The organism is Micromonospora sp. IBHARD003 (assembly GCF_056106285.1).
In genome coordinates, this window is the sequence record NZ_JBWBBX010000001.1 from 6214397 (window position 1) to 6233281 (window position 18885).

Sequence of the window (18885 nt, forward strand, 5' to 3'; positions counted from 1 at the left end):
AGGAAGTCCTCTGTGAACCCCACCCCCGTCGCCCCAGGCGCTTCCGGCGCTTCCGAGCCCGACGGCCCGGCCGTCGCCCGAACAGGAGCACAGGGCGGGACACACGATTCCCTCTCGGCCGAGCCCTGCGGCCTGCCCCGGCAGCCCGGGGGGCTACAGCTGGATCCCCACACATCCGTGGCCGCGGAGGCACCCCCCGGTGTGCTCCGGGCCGGTGTCGCCGCACCCGGCGCACTCGGCTGCCCCAGCCTGCTGCGCGACGGGGAAGCACCGACGGGGACAGACGAACCGGCCGCGGGGGCTCCGTCGTCCGCGGCCGATCGGTGGGGCGAAACCGAGGCGGGGCGTGACGCCGGTCCGTCGGGCGAGTCCGATCCGCTGGACCACCCCGCCCCGGCTGCCGCCGCCGATGCGGCCGCGACCGAGAACCTGCTGCGCTGCTGGGTCAGGGAGAACGATCTTCCACGCCCCGACGGCGACATGCTGTGCATCCCCCTCCCCGCGAGCGGTACCGCACTGCTCGTCCCCGTGCGCTACTGGTCGGCTACGGGCTGGCACCGCTTCGGCGCCCCGGACCTGGCCGGCGCGCCCCGCGACGCGCCCCCGGCGGACGCCGTCACCGTGGCAGCGCTGCTCACCCGGGAGCAGGGCGGGAGCGCCACGGAAGAGCCCCCGCACCACCCGGGCACCGACCGCCTCCCGCGCGGCGCGGCCCGCCGCTCCGAAGGAGCCGATCTCGTCGGCAGGGTCGCCGACTCCCTGCGCCGTACCGCCGACTTCATCGCCGACCGCAGGCTGCGTCCCGGCCCCCAGCCCGATGCCGACGCGTTCCTCACCGCCGAACAGTCGCTGGTCCTCGGCCACCCACTGCACCCCACGCCCAAGAGCCGGGAAGGTCTCTCGGAAGCCGAGAACCGCCTCTACTCGCCCGAGCTGCACGGCTCCTTCCCGCTCCACTGGATGGCCGTCGACCGCAGCATCCTGGCCACCGACTCCGCCTGGACCGAGCACGGCCGCATCGTCGCGGCCGAGCAGCTCCTCGCCCGGCTCGCCGGCGAGTTCCCACTGCCCCCGGGCACGGTCCCGTTGCCACTCCATCCATGGCAGGCACGCGAGGTGACCGGGCGGCCCGCCGTCGCCGCGCTCCTCGAGGCCGGTCTGCTGCACGATCTCGGGGCCCTTGGCGAGGCCTGGCACCCCACCTCGTCGGTACGGACCGTCCACCGCTCGGGCGCACCGGCCATGCTCAAGCTGTCCCTCGGGGTACGGATCACCAACTCCCGCAGGGAGAACCTCCGCAAGGAGCTCCACCGCGGAGTGGAGGTCCACCGCCTCCTGCGCAGCGGACTGGCCGATCAGTGGCGCACCGTCCACCCCGGCTTCGACATCGTCCGCGATCCGGCCTGGCTGGCCGTCGACGGCCAGGACGGCGAAGCTGTCCCCGGGCTCGACGTGGTGCTGCGACACAACCCCTTCGGTCCAGGTGACGACGCCGTCTGCGTCGCCGGACTCACCGCACCACGGCCCTGGCCCGGCCGATCACGGATGCGCTCGCGACTCGCCGACATCGTGCACCGGCTGTCCGCCCGCTCGGGCAGGCCCGTCGGCGCTGTGTGCGCCGAGTGGTTCCTGCGTTATCTCCAGTACGTCGTACGTCCGGTGCTCTGGCTGGACGGCACGGCGGGCATCGCCCTCGAAGCCCACCAGCAGAACACGCTGGTGATCGTCGACCCCGAAGGCTGGCCGGTCGGCGGCCGCTACCGGGACAACCAGGGCTACTACTTCCGCGAGTCCCACCGCGCAGCACTGCAGCACAGACTTCCCGGCATCGGCGAGGCGAGCGACACCTTCGTCAGCGACGACGTCACCGACGAACGCTTCGCCTACTACCTGGGCATCAACAACGTCCTCGGTCTGATCGGCGCCTTCGGAGCACAGGGCCTCGCCGAGGAACGCGTCCTCATGGCCGCCTTCCGCCGGTTCCTCGGCTCTGCCAGGGGCCTCGGCTCGCCCCTGCCGGCCCTGCTACTGGAAGCCCGCACCCTGCGCTGCAAGGCGAATCTGCTCACCCGCCTCCACGGCCTCGACGAGCTCGTCGGTCCCGTGGACACCCAGTCCGTCTACGTCACCATCGCCAACCCCCTCCACTCCTGAAGGACTTCGCCCGTCCCGCACCCCAGAGCCGCCCGCCGCACCCGTTCGGTCCGCGGCGGCCGGGACCGCCGGGGCGCATCGCCGAGAGGAGAGCCCCATGCCTCCCACCGAATCGAGCACCGGCACCGGACCTGTCGGCGACCCGGGTCCCCCCGCTCCACACACCGGCGGGGGGCCCGAGGACACCCTCGATCTGCGGCTGCCCGAGGAACTCCTGTCCCTCCTTGGGACAGACCGGCCCGATACGAAGCCCCCGGACGCGCCGGACGCATGCAACGGCGCATGGCCCCCCGACGCACGCAATGGTGTGCCCCCCGCGCTGGGGGCGCACCACTGTGAGCATCTGCTCGACGATCTGCACGACTGGGGGACCGCCGGCACGCCGTTCGGCCCGTTCCGTCTCCTGCCCGTCCACATCGAGCGCGACCTACGCCTGATCAGTCACTGGATGAACGACCCCGCCGTCGCGGCCTTCTGGGAACTGGCCGGTCCGGAAGCGGTCACCCGTGCCCACCTTCGCTCCCAGCTGGAGGGTGACGGCCGCAGCATCCCCTGTCTCGGTGTCCTCGACGGCGCGCCCATGAGCTACTTCGAGATCTACCGAGCCGATCTCGACACCCTCGCCCGCCACTATCCCGCCCGTCCGCACGACACCGGTGTGCATCTGCTGATCGGAGGCGTCGGCGACCGAGGACGCGGTGTGGGCACGGCACTGCTCCGGGCCGTTGCCGGACTCGTCCTCGACAACCGCCCCCGCTGTGCACGGGTCGTGGCCGAACCTGATCTGCGCAACAGCCCATCTGTCTCCGCCTTCCTGAGCGCAGGCTTCCGCTTCTCGGCCGAGGTCGAACTCCCCGGCAAGCGAGCCGCGCTCATGGTTCGCGAACGCACACTGGGCGCGCTGCTGTGAACGACGACCCGCTGCATTCGATACACCACTCGCTCCGCATCGGTTCCCATGCGAGGTGTCCCCGTGCCGCGGTCCTCCGCCTCCGCAGACTCCGACAGGTCGCCGGCCTTGCGATGAAGGACTACATGAGCGGGGTGTCAGTGGTGCACCGTAGGGTGGACGGTCTATGACGAAGCCATCCCTCTCCGAGCTCCTCCACGCCGCTGTCACCGCCGTCGGCGGGGTGGAGCGGCCTGGCCAGGTCGCCATGGCCGAGTCCGTGGCCGCAGCTGTCGACGACAGCTCCCACCTGCTCGTCCAGGCCGGCACGGGCACCGGAAAGTCCCTCGGCTACCTGGTGCCGGCGCTCGCCCACGGGGAGCGGGTGGTGATCGCCACGGCGACACTCGCGCTGCAGCGACAGCTCGTGGAGCGCGATCTCCCCAGGACGGTGGACGCCCTGCATCCGCTGCTTCGTCGCCGTCCGGAGTTCGCGATGCTCAAGGGACGGTCCAACTATCTGTGCCTGCACCGGCTGCACGAGGGCGTGCCGCAGGACGACGGGGAAGGGCTCTTCGACCCCTTCGAGGCCCACACCGCGGCGGGCACCGCCTCGGCCGGGCCCTCGAGCAAGCTGGGCCAGGATCTGCTGCGCCTCAGGGACTGGTCGGACGAGACCGAGACGGGGGATCGCGACGATCTCACTCCGGGTGTTTCCGACCGCGCCTGGTCGCAGGTGTCCGTTTCCTCGCGTGAGTGCCTGGGCGCGAGCAAGTGCGCCTACGGCGCCGAATGCTTCGCCGAGATGGCGAGGGAGCGCGCCAAGCTCGCCGATGTCGTGGTGACGAATCATGCGCTGCTCGCCATCGACGCGATCGAGGGCGCTCCGGTGCTGCCGCAGCATGAGGTCCTGATCGTCGACGAGGCGCATGAGCTGGTGTCCCGGGTGACGGGCGTCGCCACGGGCGAGCTCACTCCGGGCCAGGTCAACCGCGCCGTCCGCCGGGCGGCCAAGCTGGTCAACGAGAAGGCGGCCGACCAGCTGCAGACAGCGGCCGAAGGGTTCGAGCGACTGATGGAGCTCGCGCTTCCCGGCCGCATCGAGGAAATCCCGGAGGACCTCGGATATGCGCTGATGGCGTTGCGTGACGCCGCTCGCACGGTCATCTCCGCGCTCGGGGCCACCCGGGACAAGTCCGTGCAGGACGAGGACGCCGTGCGCAAGCAGGCACTCGCCTCGGTCGAGACGATCCATGATGTCGCCGAGCGCATCACCAACGGCTCCGAGTACGACGTCGTCTGGTACGAGCGCCATGACCGCTTCGGTGCCTCCCTGCGCGTCGCTCCGCTCTCGGTGTCCGGGCTGCTCCGCGAGAAGCTCTTCGCCGACCGGTCGGTGGTCCTGACCTCGGCGACGCTCAAACTGGGCGGGGACTTCAACGGGGTCGGAGCCTCGCTCGGACTGGCCCCGGAGGGGACGGGAGGCGAGGACGTTCCCGTGTGGAAGGGCCTCGATGTCGGCTCTCCCTTCGACTATCCGAAGCAGGGGATTCTGTATGTCGCCCGTCATCTGGCCACGCCGGGCCGCGAGGGCAGCCGGGGCGACATGCTCGAGGAGCTGGCGGAGCTGGTGGAGGCGGCCGGTGGCCGGACCCTCGGGCTGTTCTCGTCGATGCGGGCGGCCCAGGCGGCGGCGGAGGAGCTCCGCGGCCGGCTCGACAAGCCCATCCTTCTCCAGGGCGAGGAGACGCTCGGTGAGCTGATCAAGAACTTCGCCGCGGACCCGGAGACCTGTCTGTTCGGCACCCTCTCGCTGTGGCAGGGCGTCGACGTTCCCGGGCCGAGCTGTCAGCTGGTGGTGATGGACCGCATCCCCTTCCCCCGCCCTGACGATCCGCTCATGAGCGCTCGCCAGAAGGCCGTGGAGGAGGGCGGCGGTAATGGCTTCATGGCTGTCGCGGCCACGCATGCGGCGCTGCTGATGGCGCAGGGAGCGGGCCGACTGGTCCGTGCGACGGGGGATCGTGGGGTCGTGGCGGTGCTCGATCCGCGTCTTGCCACCGCACGGTACGGAAGCTATCTGCGTGCCTCACTGCCCGACTTCTGGTACACGACGGACCGTAACCAGGTGCGTCGTTCGCTTGCCGCCATCGATAAGGCGGCGACAGCGGAGAGCCGGTAGGGGGCCGGGAGGTCGCCCGCCGCCGCGGTCGAAGAGGCCCGAGCTCACACATCGCTGACCGGCGGGAGTATCGGCCCCGCCGGTCGTTGAGGCGTACGTACGCAGGCGAAAGTGCGCGCGCATAACGAGGCACGCGTACATGGCAGCCGTACACAGTTGGGCCCCGGGACCGGCGCAGTGGGTCCCGGGGCCGGTCAGAGCCGACGAGTGGGATCACACCCGCCGAAGCACCGCCACCACTTTGCCGAGGATCGTGGCCTCGTCGCCGGGGATCGGCTGGTAGGCCGCATTGTGCGGAAGCAGCCAGACATGGCCGTCCTCCCGCTTGAAGCGCTTGACCGTCGCCTCTCCGTCCAGCATGGCCGCGACGATGTCACCGTTCTCCGCGACCGGCTGACGGCGTACGGTCACCCAGTCGCCGTCGCAGATCGCGGCCTCGATCATCGAGTCGCCGACGACCTTCAGCACGAACAGCTCACCGTCACCGACGAGCTGCCGGGGGAGGGGGAAGACGTCTTCGACCGACTCCTCCGCGAGGATCGGCCCGCCGGCGGCGATCCGTCCGACCAGTGGCACATAGGAAGCGGCGGGCTTGCCGGTGGTGTCCGTCGGCTGAGTGGCGGGCTGGTCGGATCCCCGTACCTCGTAGGCGCGGGGACGGTGGGGGTCGCGGCGGAGGAATCCCTTGCGCTCCAGAGCCATCAGCTGGTGAGCGACGGACGACGTGCTGGACAGGCCCACCGCCTGGCCGATCTCACGCATCGACGGCGGGTAACCGCGGCGCTGCACGGAGTCGCGAATGACCTCGATGACCCGGCGCTGCCGGTCCGTGAGTCCGGAGCTGTCCGCGCGAATCCCTGGGGGCCGACCGGGCAGCGAACGCGTAGGTCGTGAGGGTTCCGCCCCTTCGGGGGTCGTGGCTGCGTCGTTCATGGCATGCACCGGCTCGAATCGGTTCTGGGAGCGGTCCTGGGCAGTGATGGCGGCACTGTCTGCGGTGGTGGTCACGTCGGCCCCTCTCGAGATGGTCTCCCTAGCTGGACAACGGTAGTTGCTTTCGAAAGGTTGCGCCAAACACACGTTCGAGTGAAAAATCGCAATTGACCGGACGTTTTCGCGTGGCCAGGTGTATATGGCGGGCTGCGACGGCGGCTGGTGGTCGATGACCGTCACCGGCCCTCGCGGTCCGGCGTGGAGCCGCACGGGTGGACCCGTATGTGCTTCCAGTGTGTCATCCGCGGCCCCCGAATCCGGGTAGCCGCGTGTCTCCCGTAGGCTCGTCGCGGGCGGGTTCAGCCCTTCCTTTCGGACGTCATGCGGCCTCGGGCGGCTGTGTCCGCAGTGCGGCGCCGCGCGACACGCTCTGGAGGGTGTCGGGCGCCCAAACCCCAGATCTAGTGGTTGGATTGTGGCGGCCACCCAGAAGTTGTGGTCCCCGGGCATCCAGGGGTCGGGAGATCGCCTATGCTTGTGGCTGCTTCGAGGGGGCCGGCCGGCCCTGTCGGGCTATTCAGTCGTGCTGTGAAGGAGGGTTGGGACCATGCACTGCCCCTTCTGCAGGCACCCTGACAGCCGGGTCGTCGACAGCCGGACCACCGACGACGGGACGTCCATCCGGCGTCGCCGCCAGTGCCCCGACTGCTCCCGCCGGTTCACGACGGTCGAGACCGCCTCGCTCATGGTGATCAAGCGCAGCGGGGTGACCGAACCCTTCAGCCGTACCAAGGTCATCTCCGGTGTGCGCAAGGCATGCCAGGGACGGCCGGTCACCGAGGACGCCCTCGCCCAGCTCGGCCAGCGTGTCGAGGAGGCGGTGCGTGCCACCGGCAGCGCCGAGCTGACCACCCACGACGTGGGACTGGCCATACTCGGTCCCCTGCAGGAGCTCGACCTCGTCGCGTACCTGCGTTTCGCGTCCGTGTACCGAGCGTTCGACTCGCTCGAAGACTTCGAGGCCGCCATCGCGGAGCTCCGCGAGCAGCGGCCGCCCGCAGACGAACGCGGGCCCGGTTCCCCCACCGAGGTCCCGGTGCCCGTCGCGGCCGCCGACTGACCGATCGACCGGACCGGCCCGGGGAGAGGCCGGCGATCGGCTGTGGAAGCGGCATGAAACCTGCCCTGGACGCTGTGCGCGGCGCGACGTCCGGAGCATCAGACAGAAACTGTGCCACGGGAAGATCTGGGCACTTCAGGGCGTTTACGCCCGTATATGGGAGGCGGCATGACAGAGACGACGAGCGGCCCGGCACGGGGCTCCCGAGCCAAGGGCGCCAAGGCCGCGGCAGCCCGGCAGGGTCTGCGTATCGAGCGAGTCCACACGACCCCCGGCGTGCATCCGTACGACGAGGTCGTCTGGGAGCGCCGTGACGTCGTCATGACCAACTGGCGCGACGGCTCGGTGAACTTCGAGCAGCGTGGCGTCGAGTTCCCCGACTTCTGGTCGGTGAACGCGGTCAACATCGTCACCAGCAAGTACTTCCGCGGTGCGGTGGGCACGCCGCAGCGCGAGACCGGTCTGAAGCAGCTCATCGACCGGATCGTGAAGACCTACCGCAAGGCCGGCGAGGACTACACGTACTTCGCCTCGCCCGCCGACGCGGAGATCTTCGAGCACGAGCTGGCCTACGCCCTCCTGCACCAGATCTTCAGCTTCAACTCGCCGGTGTGGTTCAACGTCGGCACACCCCAGCCCCAGCAGGTCTCCGCCTGCTTCATCCTGTCCGTCGACGACTCCATGGAGTCGATCCTCGACTGGTACAAGGAAGAGGGCATGATCTTCAAGGGCGGTTCCGGCGCCGGTCTGAACCTGTCCCGCATCCGCTCCTCCAAGGAGCTGCTGTCCTCCGGCGGCAACGCGTCCGGCCCGGTCTCCTTCATGCGCGGCGCCGACGCCTCCGCGGGAACCATCAAGTCCGGCGGCGCCACACGCCGCGCGGCCAAGATGGTCATCCTGGACGTCGACCACCCCGACATCGAGGACTTCATCGAGACCAAGGTCAAGGAAGAGGAGAAGATCCGCGCGCTGCGCGACGCGGGCTTCGACATGGACCTCGGTGGGGACGACATCACCTCGGTCCAGTACCAGAACGCCAACAACTCGGTGCGGGTGAACGACGAGTTCATGAAGGCCGTCGAGTCGGGCGGCACCTTCGGACTGCGCGCTCGTATGACCGGTGAGGTCATCGAAGACGTCGACGCCAAGACCCTCTTCCGCAAGATGGCAGAGGCCGCCTGGGCGTGCGCCGACCCGGGCATTCAGTACGACGACACCATCAACCACTGGCACACCTGCCCCGAGTCCGGCCGGATCAACGGCTCGAACCCGTGCAGCGAGTACATGCACCTGGACAACACGTCCTGCAACCTGGCCTCGTTGAACCTGATGAAGTTCCTCAAGGACGACGGCGCGGGCAGCCAGTCCTTCGACGTCGAGCGCTTCACCAAGGTCGTCGAGCTGGTCATCACGGCGATGGACATCTCCATCTGCTTCGCCGACTTCCCGACGCAGAAGATCGGTGAGAACACCCGGGCCTTCCGCCAGCTGGGCATCGGCTACGCCAACCTCGGCGCGCTGCTGATGGCGACCGGCCACGCTTACGACTCCGACGGCGGCCGCGCCCTCGCCGGCGCCATCACCTCCCTGATGACCGGCGCTTCCTACCGGCGCTCCGCCGAGCTCGCCGCGGTCGTCGGCGCGTACGACGGCTACGCCCGTAACGCCGAGCCGCACCAGCGGGTCATGAAGCAGCACGCCGACGCCAACACCGTGGCCGTCCGCATGGACGACCTGGACACGCCGATCTGGGCCGCAGCCACCGAGGCCTGGCAGGACGTGATCCGCCTCGGCGCGAAGAACGGTTTCCGCAACTCCCAGGCGTCCGTCATCGCCCCGACCGGCACCATCGGTCTTGCGATGTCCTGCGACACCACCGGCCTCGAGCCGGACCTGGCGCTGGTCAAGTTCAAGAAGCTGGTCGGCGGCGGCTCCATGCAGATCGTCAACGGCACCGTGCCGCAGGCCCTTCGCCGTCTGGGCTACCAGCCGGAGCAGGTCGAGGCGATCGTCGCCCACATCTCCGAGCACGGAAACGTCATCGACGCCCCCGGCCTGAAGACCGAGCACTACGAGGTCTTCGACTGCGCCATGGGCGAGCGCTCCATCTCCGCGATGGGCCACGTCCGCATGATGGCGGCCATCCAGCCGTGGATCTCCGGCGCGCTCTCCAAGACCGTCAACCTCCCTGAGACGGCCACCGTCGAGGACGTGGAAGAGGTCTACTTCGAGGCCTGGAAGATGGGCGTCAAGGCGCTCGCGATCTACCGCGACAACTGCAAGGTCGGCCAGCCGCTCTCCGCGAAGAAGAAGGACACGGGCGACGCGAAGAAGGCCGAGATCGCGGCGAAGGCCGAGGAGACCATCCGCACCGCGGTCGAGAAGGTCGTCGAGTACCGCCCCGTCCGCAAGCGCCTCCCGAAGGGCCGGCCCGGCATCACCACCTCCTTCACGGTCGGCGGTGCCGAGGGCTACATGACCGCCAACTCCTACCCGGACGACGGTCTCGGCGAGGTCTTCCTGAAGATGTCCAAGCAGGGCTCGACCCTCGCGGGCATGATGGACGCCTTCTCGATCGCCGTCTCGGTCGGTCTCCAGTACGGCGTGCCGCTGGAGACCTACGTCTCGAAGTTCACCAACATGCGCTTCGAGCCGGCGGGCATGACGGACGACCCGGACGTGCGGATGGCACAGTCGATCGTCGACTACATCTTCCGCCGTCTGGCGCTCGACTTCCTGCCCTTCGAGACCCGCTCGGCGCTCGGCATCCACTCCGCCGAGGAGCGCCAGCGTCATCTGGAGACCGGTTCGTACGAGCCGTCCGACGACGAGGTCGACGTCGAGGGCCTGGCCCAGTCCGCCCCGCGCCAGCAGGACACGCTGAAGGCCGTGGCACCCCCGAAGGCCGAGGTGCCGGCCCCCAAGCAGGCGCACACCTCTGCGGAACTGGTCGAGATGCAGCTCGGCATCAGCGCGGACGCCCCGCTGTGCTTCTCCTGCGGTACGAAGATGCAGCGGGCGGGCTCCTGCTACATCTGCGAGGGCTGCGGCTCGACCAGCGGCTGCAGCTGATTCCGGGGAGCGTTCCCTGGCACCTGAGCACCCGGGGTTGACGCACGTCAGAGCGCACGTCAGGATCAGAGCGCACGTCAGGAGGGGACCGGCCGGCGCCGGTCCCCTCCGCCGTGTGTGTGACGGCGTGGTCGGCGCGGCCTCGGGCGTCTGCAGGGGGACGCGTCCGGCCGAGCACGCGCCGGCCGCGATGGGCGTCAGTAAGGTGGGTTCATGGCCGGACCGGACGAGGACGCAGGCGTTCCGGCCGCCGACGAAGCGGCCTTCCCGGCCCGTCACGCCGCCCGCTGCGGAGGGCTCGACGAGCTGGACGCCCTGGTGACCCGGTGCAGGGCGTGCCCCCGGCTGGTGGCGTGGCGCGAGGAGGTGGCCCGCGTCAGGCGCGCGGCGTTCCGGGACTGGGACTACTGGGCACGACCGGTCCCCGGATTCGGGCCGAAGGACGCGCCACTGGCCGTGGTCGGGCTCGCCCCCGCCGCGCACGGAGCCAACCGGACGGGGCGGATGTTCACCGGGGACGCCTCCGGTGACTTCCTCTACGCCGCGCTGCACGAGGTCGGACTGGCCTCGCAGCCGGTGTCCGCACACCGCGGGGACGGGCTCACGCTGCACGGTGTGCGGCTGACCGCACCGGTGCACTGCGCTCCGCCGCAGAACAGCCCCACCCCTCGGGAACGGGACACCTGCCGGCCATGGCTGTCGGCCGAACTGGAACTGCTCAGTCCACGACTGCGTGCCGTGGTCGCACTCGGCGGCTTCGGCTGGCAGGCGTTCCTGACGGCGCTCGGCACCACCGGCTGGCAGGCGCCGCGCCCCCGTCCGGCGTTCGCACACGGCGCACACGTCGTCCTGCCGGCCAGGGACGCGCGGCCTGATCTGCACCTCATCGGGAGCTATCACCCGAGCCAGCGCAACACCTTCACGGGCCGGCTCACCTTCGGCATGCTCGTCGACGTGCTCCGCCTCGCTGCTGAGCTGGCGCAACTGCCGCCGGGATCACCGCGCGCGCTCTGAGACACCCCGTGGCGACCGCCGGGCCCGGGATGGGACACCCCGTGGCGACGGGCGCTCAGGCATGCGCCGCGCCCATCAGCGCCGCGAACTCCGCCGGGTCGGCGACGAAGCCACGGACGGAGGTGTGCAGGTGCCACTCGCCCGTGTCGTTCCGGGCGAACTCCGCGATGGTCGCGGCCGTGGCTTCCGGGACGCCGGAGAGATCGTCGCCGGCGAGCTCGACATGGCCTTCGAGTATCCGTACGCCGGTGTTCCTGATGTCGGCGAACACCGTCCCACCGCCGCGCTGCTGAATGACCACCCCCACCACGACCCGCGTGTACTCGGCGGCCAGACGGTCGAGTTCCAGCGTCATGACCTCGTCCGGGCCGAAGCCCTGACCGGTCGTGCTGTCCCTGTTGAGGGTGATGGTGCCGTCGGGGGACCGGCTTCCGAAATACACGAGGTACGCGGGCGAACCGTGCGGGTCGTCCTCCTTGTAGGTGGCCGCGACGATGTCCAGATCGATCGGCTGAGCGCCGAGGGGACTCGGATCCCACTGGAGCGTCACCTGAACCTTGCGGAGCCCCTTGCTGAGACTGCTCACCCTGCTTCCCTTCCGTTGTGAACGGCCGCCGCGGGTGTCAACACCCTTTGCACACGCCCATGTTGTCACGCCGACCGGTGCCGGTCCGGACACTTTCGGTCGCCCGGCCGGCCGGCGGTGCGATGCTCAGTGGGGGATACGGCGCAGCGGCCGCTGCCGTACGACCCCGTCCCGGGAGGCCTCGATGGCGCTGAAGGACAGATGGGCCAGAAGCACGTCCTTGCCCTGGTGCCACAGCGAGAGCGCCACCGGCAGTCCCGTGTGGATGTCGAAGCCGCCGCCCGCGCCTGCGCCCGCGACGAGCACGCGCTCGGCCGAGTCCAGGCGGGCGAACGGCGGATTCACATGGAGGGGTCGCACGGAGATCATTCTCGTCGGAGCCGGGCGGCCGCGGAGGTCTCCTTCCGGCAGACAGTGACCAGCGCCACGCCGCGCGCCGTACGATGGCGCGGTGCTGGTCAAGTGGATTCGCTGCACCGTGGTGGACCGTCGGGGGTTCGAGCGGGGGCAGCGGAAATGGGCGGGGCTGCTGGGTGAGCCGGGATTCCGGGGGCAGGGCGGAGGATGGAGCCGTAGGCGGCCGGATGTCGCCCATGTGTTCGCGTTCTGGGAGACACGTGCGTTCTACGACTCCTTCATGGCGCGCTCGCACGACCGGCTGGCGGCGGCGCAGTCGGGCACGTACAAGGACGGGCAGGTCAAACTCTTCGACCACCGCTTCGATGTGAAGACGGGCTTCGAGCCCCGCTTCACCGAAGCCGACGTGGTCCGCGTCGCCCATTGCAGGGTGCACGAGCACCGCGTGGAGCACTTCTCGCTGATGCAGGAGAAGGTGTGGAACCCGGCGATGGCGGGGTCGCCGGGGATGGTGCGCGGGCTGTTCGGGGAGGCACCGGGGAACGAGTTCCTCGTGCTGTCCATGTGGCAGTCGGCGGCCGAGCACGGCAAGTACCGCGTGGAACGGGTGGAACGGCTCTCCTTGCGCGCGCAGACGGAGGCGGACATCGCGGCCCTCGCGGGAGACGTCGTGAACCTCGAGGCTTCCTGGACGGTCTGAACGGGGACGCACGGTGGCCGGCGGGTGCGGGTCCTGGGCACCCGGGCGCCGTGACCGGGCCGGGCCGGGACGCGTCGGCAGGGCCCGGACACGGCTGATGAACGCGTGGCCCCGGCCCGGTCGATGACTCGGCCGGTCGCCGGTCGATCTACTGTTTGTCCTATGGCACGTCCGCGGCGCATCGTTCTGGTCCGGCACGGAGAGTCGGAGGGAAACGCCGACGACTCGGTGTACGAGCGCGAGCCCGACCACGCCCTGCGGCTCACGGAGCGCGGATGGCGCCAGGCGGAGGAGACGGGAAAGCGGCTGCGGGAGCTCTTCGGGCAGGAGCGGGTCAGCGTCTATGTCTCGCCGTACCGCCGCACCCATCAGACCTACAAGGCATTCCATCTCGATCCGGCGCTCGTGCGGGTCAGGGAGGAGCCCAGACTGCGCGAGCAGGACTGGGGAAACTGGCAGGACCGGGATGACGTGCGGCTGCAGAAGGCCCACCGCGACGCTTACGGGCATTTCTTCTACCGGTTGCCCCAGGGCGAGTCGGGTGCCGACGTCTACGACAGGGTGGGGGCGTTCCTGGAGAGCCTCTACCGGAGCTTCGAAGCACCCGACCATCCACCCAATGTGCTGATCGTCACCCACGGGCTGACCATGCGGCTGTTCTGTATGCGCTGGTTCCACTGGACGGTGGCCGAATTCGAGTCACTGTCCAATCCGGAGAACGGCGCGACCCGCATGCTGCTGCTCGGTGACGACGGGCGCTACACACTGGACAGGCCCTTCGAGCGCTGGTGCACCCCCGAGTCGTACGGAGACCACCGGATAGAGTAGTCATGCGATGAGCTCTGAATCCTCCTCCGGCACCTGCGAAAACTCTGATAGATCCGGCAATTCCGGCATCGCCGATACCGTCGCGGACAGCGGCCCCAGCGAGAACGGCGGAGCGGGCGCTGCCCCCGACACCGCCGCGTCCGACCCGGCCGGTTCCGCCGACCGGCGCTGGACCCGTGCCCTGGCCAGCCTGCGAGGGCTGTCCGTCGGTGACGCCCTGGGCTCCCAGTTCTTCGTGCCCTCGAACTATCCGCTGCTGAAGCGGCGCGAGCTGCCGGCCGGCCCCTGGCAGTGGACCGACGACACGGAGATGGCGTGCTCCGTACTGGCGGTGCTCCTCTCCCATCACCGGATCGACCAGGACGCACTCGCCCGCTCGTTCGCGGAGCACCACGACTTCGACCGCGGCTACGGGCCGGCGGTCAACCGTATGCTCCGGCTGATCCGCGAGGGCGGCGACTGGCGTGAACTCGCCGCGGCCTTGTTCAACGGCCAGGGCTCCTGGGGTAATGGTTCGGCGATGCGCATCGCTCCCCTCGGTGCCTGGTACGCCGGTGATCCTGAGCAGGCCACCCATCAGGCGGAGATCTCGTCGTACACGACGCACCAGCATCGCGAGGCTGTGGTCGGCAGCATGGCCGTCGCGGCGGCCGCTGCGCTCGTGGCCTCCCCGTCGGGGCCGCCCACGCCCGGCGAGCTGCTCGACAAGGTGATCGCGCTGGTGCCGCGCAGCGCGGTCGGAGCAGGGCTTCGGCGTGCTCGTGACATGCTCGACTACGGCGACGCGACGACGGTCGCCGCTGTTCTCGGCAACGGTCGGCGTACGAGCGCCCATGACACGGTGCCGTTCGCCCTCTGGTCGGCGGCCCGGGCACTCGGCGACTTCGAGAAGGCGTTCTGGGAGACCGCACAGGTGGGCGGGGACGTGGACACCACCTGCGCCATCGTCGGCGGGGTCGTCGCGGCGGCCGCTGGGGGATCCCCGCCGGCCGAGTGGCTGGACCGGACGGAGACCTTGCCCTCCTGGCTGCCGTCGGGCTCTACCGGACAGGACTGAGGACTGTCCCCCTGTTCCGGTCTCGCGCGGAAGGGGAACCGCACGCCGGCCACCGTCGATCACGAACTCGTCCCCGACCTGAGTGTCACGGTCCTGCCACAGCGTGACCGTGGATGACCGTATGGTGCCGCCTGCCGCTACCCTTTCGCCACGCCGCCGCGTAGATCATGACCGGTGCGCCGACGAAGTACCGGGACCGCTCGCGCCGCAACAGTGGCGAGCGAGGGGCTCGGTGGGGAGGGGGTCCCGTGTCAGAGATAACGTCCAGCCCGCTCGGCGGCGAGCCGGAGCCCGAGGACCGGGTAGGAGACGAGGCACAGGAGGGCGGCCGAAGCCGGAGTCCGCAACAGCGACAGGGCGCGGAACCGGGCGAGCAGCAGCCTGCCGACGTACCTCGGGACACCGCCGCGGCATCGCCTCCACAGACTGCTGCCGCGTTCCCTGCAGCGGCGCCGCGCAATCCGCAGCCGCTGTCGTCCGCACCGCTGTCGTCCGCACCGGGAACCCCGTACCCGTCCGCTCCCGGCCGCGTCCCTCCTTCTCCCTGGCCCCCACCAGGGCAGCCGTGGCCGCCCCCGGTACGACGACCGAAGCCGCTGCTCGGTGATCTGCGTCCGGTGCCGCCCGCTCCGGTACGCGCCGCCACGCTCTGGAGCGTCCTCGCCACCGCGCTGCTGAGCGCACTGCTGATGGGCGACGGTCTGGGCGTGAACCTGCTGATCGTGACCGTGCCCGCCGCACTCGCCGCGTTCTTCGCCGCCCAGGGAGCCGGTCGCGTGCTCCGTCCCTGGACGGCCGTATGGGCCCTCGGCTCGCTGGCCCTGCTGGCCGTACCCGTACTGCGCGACGCGGGGTGGCCTTCTTTTCTGGCCGTCGTATCGGCGCTGGCCGTCGGTGCGCTCGCCCTGCACGGCGGCCGCAGCTGGACGGGAGTACTGCTCGCACCGGCCGGACTCCTCGACTCGCTGGCCACCGGTGCCGCCTGGGGCTGGCGGGGGCTGCGTGAGCGAGCCGACGGGTCCCACGGCCGCTGGGGTCCCGTGTTCCGGACCACCGCGGTGGCGGCCGGGCTGCTGATCGTGTTCGGCGCGCTGTTTGCCGGCGCGGACGCGGCTTTCGCCGATCTGCTCGGCGAACTGATCCCCGACGTCCCGGTCGGCGAAGCCCCCTGGCGGTTCTTCCTCTTCGTCGTCGGCCTTCTCGGTGCACTCGCCATGGCCCGCACGGCGGCCGCCCCGATCCGCTGGGACCGGCTCATGCTCCGGAGCGGCAAGCCGCGGGGCCGACTCGAGTGGGCGCTTCCGCTGCTGGTCCTCGATCTTCTCTTCGCCGCCTTCATCGCCGTCCAGCTCGCCGTCCTCTTCGGCGGATACGAGAAGGTGCTCAGCGAGACGGGGCTGACCTATGCCGAGTACGCGCGCCAGGGGTTCTGGCAGTTGCTCTGGGCCACCCTGCTCACCCTGCTCGTGATCGGGCTCGCGCTGCGCTGGGCGCCGCGCGACGGCGCCCGCGACCGCACCCTGGTCCGTGCGGTGCTGGGCTCGTTGTGTCTGCTCACCCTGGTCGTGGTGGCATCCGCGCTGCGCAGGATGGATCTGTACGTGGACGCGTACGGGCTGACCCGGCTGCGGGTCTCGGTGGCCGCGATGGAACTGTGGCTCGGCCTGGTGATCGTTCTCATTGTCGCCGCGGGGCTCCTCGGGAGCCGATGGCTGCCGAGAGCCGTCGTGGGCAGCGCCACGGTAGCCGTGCTGGCGTTCGGGCTCGTGTCACCGGACGCACTGATCGCCGAGCGGAACGTGCAGCGCCACGAGAAGAGCGGGAAGATCGACCTCGTCTATCTGCGGAAGCTCTCCGCAGACGCCGTGCCCGCCCTCGACCGGTTGCCTGAGCCCTTCCGGTCGTGTGCGATGAAGCAGATCGCCCGTGACCTCGACAAGGCGGACGAGCCTTGGTACGCGACCAGTTGGGGCCGTGCCAGAGCCAGGTCGATCCTCAAGGACCGGCCGGTCGATACCGGGGTCTCCCACTGCCCTGGCTCCGGTGACCGGCGGACCGGTGACGAGCGCGACCCGTACGGAGATGGCGACGCCCCCGATGACAGGGGGAGCACCGGCTCCGACGAGTACGACCCGGGCACCGGAATGGACTGATCCCGGCCCTACCGTCCCCGGGGCCTGGGCGGATTGGCCGGAGCAGTGCTCAGGCCGATCCGTCGAAGGCCGTCGTGTGCCGAGCGGCGGCGTGGGCCCGGCTTGCCGGAGCCCGGTCCGCGAAGGTCCGCCGCAACCGGCGGACCTCATATCGCGCTCCTCGATGTCTCGCGGCTAGGCGGCAGGCCCGGGGCCGGCCGCGCCGCTCAGCGCCTCCAGGTCGCTCTTGCGGACGCGTACCACCACGGACGCCGTGATCAGAGCGATCAGCACCATTCCCACAGCCGCCACGAAGGACGTCGCGATGCCTTCGGTCAGCACCTCGTGACCCCAAGGTGCGGGCAGCTCACTCGTCTTGGCGAACTGCGCCTTCTGCTCCGGAGACGACTGGGCCATGAACAGCGGCACCTGCGTCTGCGCCTCGTCCCGGCTCGCGGTGCCGAACACGGTGACCAGGATGGACAGCCCGAGCGAGCCGCCCACCTGCTGTGTCGCGTTGAGCAGCCCGGAAGCGGCGCCGGCCTCGTGCGGCGCGACGCCCGAGACGGCGGTCAGCGTGAGGGTCACGAAGTTGAGACCCATGCCGAAGCCGAAGAGCACCATCGGGCCCAGAACACCACTCACATACGAGCTCTCCGAGCTGATGAGCGTCAGCCAGAGCAGGCCGGTGCCGGTGATCGCGGAACCCGCGACCATGAACGGCTTGGGACCCAGAACCGGAAGCAGACGCTGGGAAAGCGCTGCACCGGTGACGATCGCGACGGTGACGGGAAGGAACGCCAGACCGGCCTTGATCGGGGTGTAGCCGAGCACGTTCTGCACGAACAGCACGATGAAGAAGAACATGCCGAACATCGCCGCGGCCAGGCTCAGCATGACGAGGTAAGAACCCGAGCGGTTGCGGTCGGCGAACATCCTGAGCGGGGTGATCGGCTCCCTGGCCCGGGACTCGACCAGCGCGAAGGCGCCGAGCAGGATGACCGCCGCGACGAACGATCCGAGCGTGAGCGGATCCCGCCAGCCCTCTTCCGAGGCCCGGATGAATCCGTACACCAGCGAGGCCATACCGGCTGTGGAGGTCAGAGCGCCCGCTATGTCGAAGCGGCCGGGGTGGCGCTCCGACTCGCCTATGTAGCGAGGGGCGAGGAAGGCGATCAGGATGCCGATCGGGACGTTGACGAAGAGCACCCAGCGCCAGTCGAGCCACTGGGTGAGCATGCCGCCTGCCAGCAGACCGATGGCGCCGCCGCCGGCCGATACGGCGGCGAACACCCCGAACGCCCTGTTCCGCTCAGGCCCTTCGGGGAACGTCGTCGTGATCAGCGCCAGCGACGTGGGCGAGGCGATCGCCCCGCCGACGCCCTGTAGCGCTCGTGCGGCGAGCAGTTGCCACGGCTCCTGAGCGAGCCCGCCGAGCAGCGAGGCGAGGGTGAAGATCAGGATGCCGGCCATGAACACACGGCGCCGGCCCAGGATGTCGCCCGCGCGGCCGCCGAGGAGGAGCAGACCGCCGAACGTCAGGGTGTAGGCGCTGAGCACCCAGGACAGATCGGTGGTGGAGAAGTGCAGCGCGTCCTGGATGTGCGGAAGCGCGATGTTCACAATCGTCGCGTCGAGTACCACCATGAGTTGGCAGGCGGCGATGACGGCGAGGGCGATTCCCGGACGCCCCTCCCGGCGGGCCGTGCCCGGCTTGCGTTGGTCTCTGAGCTGAGAGGTCGTCACTATGGGTCCCCCATGCAAGAGTCAGTGAACGGAGCCGTTCACTCGCTCGTCAAAGGTAGTGAGTCCCCGACAGGGAACGCAAGCGTTCTCTGAACGCTACCGACCCCGTTTCGAT

Annotated in this window: 14 protein-coding genes; 10 read left to right on the top strand and 4 right to left on the bottom strand. The window is 70.0% G+C overall.

Translation table 11 applies throughout. The features are described 5' to 3' along the window. Positions 1 to 12 precede the first annotated feature (12 nt). The 3 genes from ACTWOL_RS27645 (at position 13) to ACTWOL_RS27655 (ending at position 5225) form a co-directional block, all read left to right on the top strand. Positions 13 to 2154 carry an IucA/IucC family protein gene (locus ACTWOL_RS27645; RefSeq protein WP_474299501.1) on the top strand — a complete coding sequence of 714 codons (2142 nt, stop codon included), beginning with the start codon at positions 13 to 15 and terminating at the stop codon, positions 2152 to 2154. 97 nt (positions 2155 to 2251) lie between these two features. Continuing rightward, complete coding sequence (locus ACTWOL_RS27650) at positions 2252 to 3064, top strand: GNAT family N-acetyltransferase (protein ID WP_474299502.1); 813 nt, start codon at positions 2252 to 2254, stop codon at positions 3062 to 3064. A 166-nt stretch (positions 3065 to 3230) separates the two neighbouring features. Beyond that, positions 3231 to 5225, top strand: coding sequence for an ATP-dependent DNA helicase (locus ACTWOL_RS27655; RefSeq protein WP_474299503.1), 1995 nt, complete (start codon positions 3231 to 3233; stop codon positions 5223 to 5225). 213 nt (positions 5226 to 5438) lie between these two features. On the opposite strand, the gene lexA is transcribed toward ACTWOL_RS27655, so the two are convergent. Further along, complete coding sequence (lexA, locus tag ACTWOL_RS27660; protein WP_474301275.1) at positions 5439 to 6158, bottom strand: transcriptional repressor LexA; 720 nt, start codon at positions 6156 to 6158, stop codon at positions 5439 to 5441. Positions 6159 to 6765: 607 nt separating this feature from the next. On the opposite strand from lexA, the gene nrdR reads away from it, so the two are divergent. From nrdR to ACTWOL_RS27675, 3 genes are all read left to right on the top strand, one after another. Further along, positions 6766 to 7278 carry a transcriptional regulator NrdR gene (gene nrdR / locus ACTWOL_RS27665; protein ID WP_474299504.1) on the top strand — a complete coding sequence of 171 codons (513 nt, stop codon included), beginning with the start codon at positions 6766 to 6768 and terminating at the stop codon, positions 7276 to 7278. A gap of 168 nt (positions 7279 to 7446) precedes the next feature. Beyond that, positions 7447 to 10350 carry a vitamin B12-dependent ribonucleotide reductase gene (locus tag ACTWOL_RS27670; RefSeq protein ID WP_474299505.1) on the top strand — a complete coding sequence of 968 codons (2904 nt, stop codon included), beginning with the start codon at positions 7447 to 7449 and terminating at the stop codon, positions 10348 to 10350. 213 nt (positions 10351 to 10563) lie between these two features. Continuing rightward, positions 10564 to 11364: a uracil-DNA glycosylase gene (locus ACTWOL_RS27675; protein ID WP_474299506.1), complete on the top strand. Its 801-nt coding sequence runs from the start codon at positions 10564 to 10566 to the stop codon at positions 11362 to 11364. A 55-nt stretch (positions 11365 to 11419) separates the two neighbouring features. On the opposite strand, the gene ACTWOL_RS27680 is transcribed toward ACTWOL_RS27675, so the two are convergent. Together ACTWOL_RS27680 and ACTWOL_RS27685 are read right to left on the bottom strand one after the other, a co-directional pair. Next, on the bottom strand, positions 11420 to 11950 hold the full coding sequence (locus ACTWOL_RS27680; RefSeq protein WP_474299507.1) for a TerD family protein: 531 nt from the start codon (positions 11948 to 11950) through the stop codon (positions 11420 to 11422). A 126-nt stretch (positions 11951 to 12076) separates the two neighbouring features. Beyond that, a complete protein-coding gene (locus ACTWOL_RS27685; protein WP_474299508.1) occupies positions 12077 to 12310 on the bottom strand; it encodes a hypothetical protein in 234 nt (77 codons plus the stop codon). Positions 12311 to 12401: 91 nt separating this feature from the next. On the opposite strand from ACTWOL_RS27685, the gene ACTWOL_RS27690 reads away from it, so the two are divergent. From ACTWOL_RS27690 to ACTWOL_RS27705, 4 genes are all read left to right on the top strand, one after another. Further along, the gene (locus tag ACTWOL_RS27690; protein ID WP_474299509.1) at positions 12402 to 13007 is read left to right on the top strand and encodes a YdbC family protein; all 606 of its coding nucleotides are present in this window, start codon (positions 12402 to 12404) and stop codon (positions 13005 to 13007) included. Positions 13008 to 13169: 162 nt separating this feature from the next. Continuing rightward, on the top strand, positions 13170 to 13835 hold the full coding sequence (locus ACTWOL_RS27695) for a histidine phosphatase family protein (RefSeq protein ID WP_474299510.1): 666 nt from the start codon (positions 13170 to 13172) through the stop codon (positions 13833 to 13835). Positions 13836 to 13842: 7 nt separating this feature from the next. Continuing rightward, complete coding sequence (locus ACTWOL_RS27700; RefSeq protein ID WP_474299511.1) at positions 13843 to 14892, top strand: ADP-ribosylglycohydrolase family protein; 1050 nt, start codon at positions 13843 to 13845, stop codon at positions 14890 to 14892. A 248-nt stretch (positions 14893 to 15140) separates the two neighbouring features. Beyond that, complete coding sequence (locus ACTWOL_RS27705) at positions 15141 to 17045, top strand: DUF4153 domain-containing protein (RefSeq protein ID WP_474299512.1); 1905 nt, start codon at positions 15141 to 15143, stop codon at positions 17043 to 17045. A gap of 174 nt (positions 17046 to 17219) precedes the next feature. Here the strand turns inward: ACTWOL_RS27705 and ACTWOL_RS27710 are convergent, their stop codons facing one another. Beyond that, positions 17220 to 18770 (bottom strand): MFS transporter, encoded by a 1551-nt coding sequence (locus tag ACTWOL_RS27710; RefSeq protein WP_474299513.1) that lies wholly within the window; start codon positions 18768 to 18770, stop codon positions 17220 to 17222. Positions 18771 to 18885 lie beyond the last annotated feature (115 nt).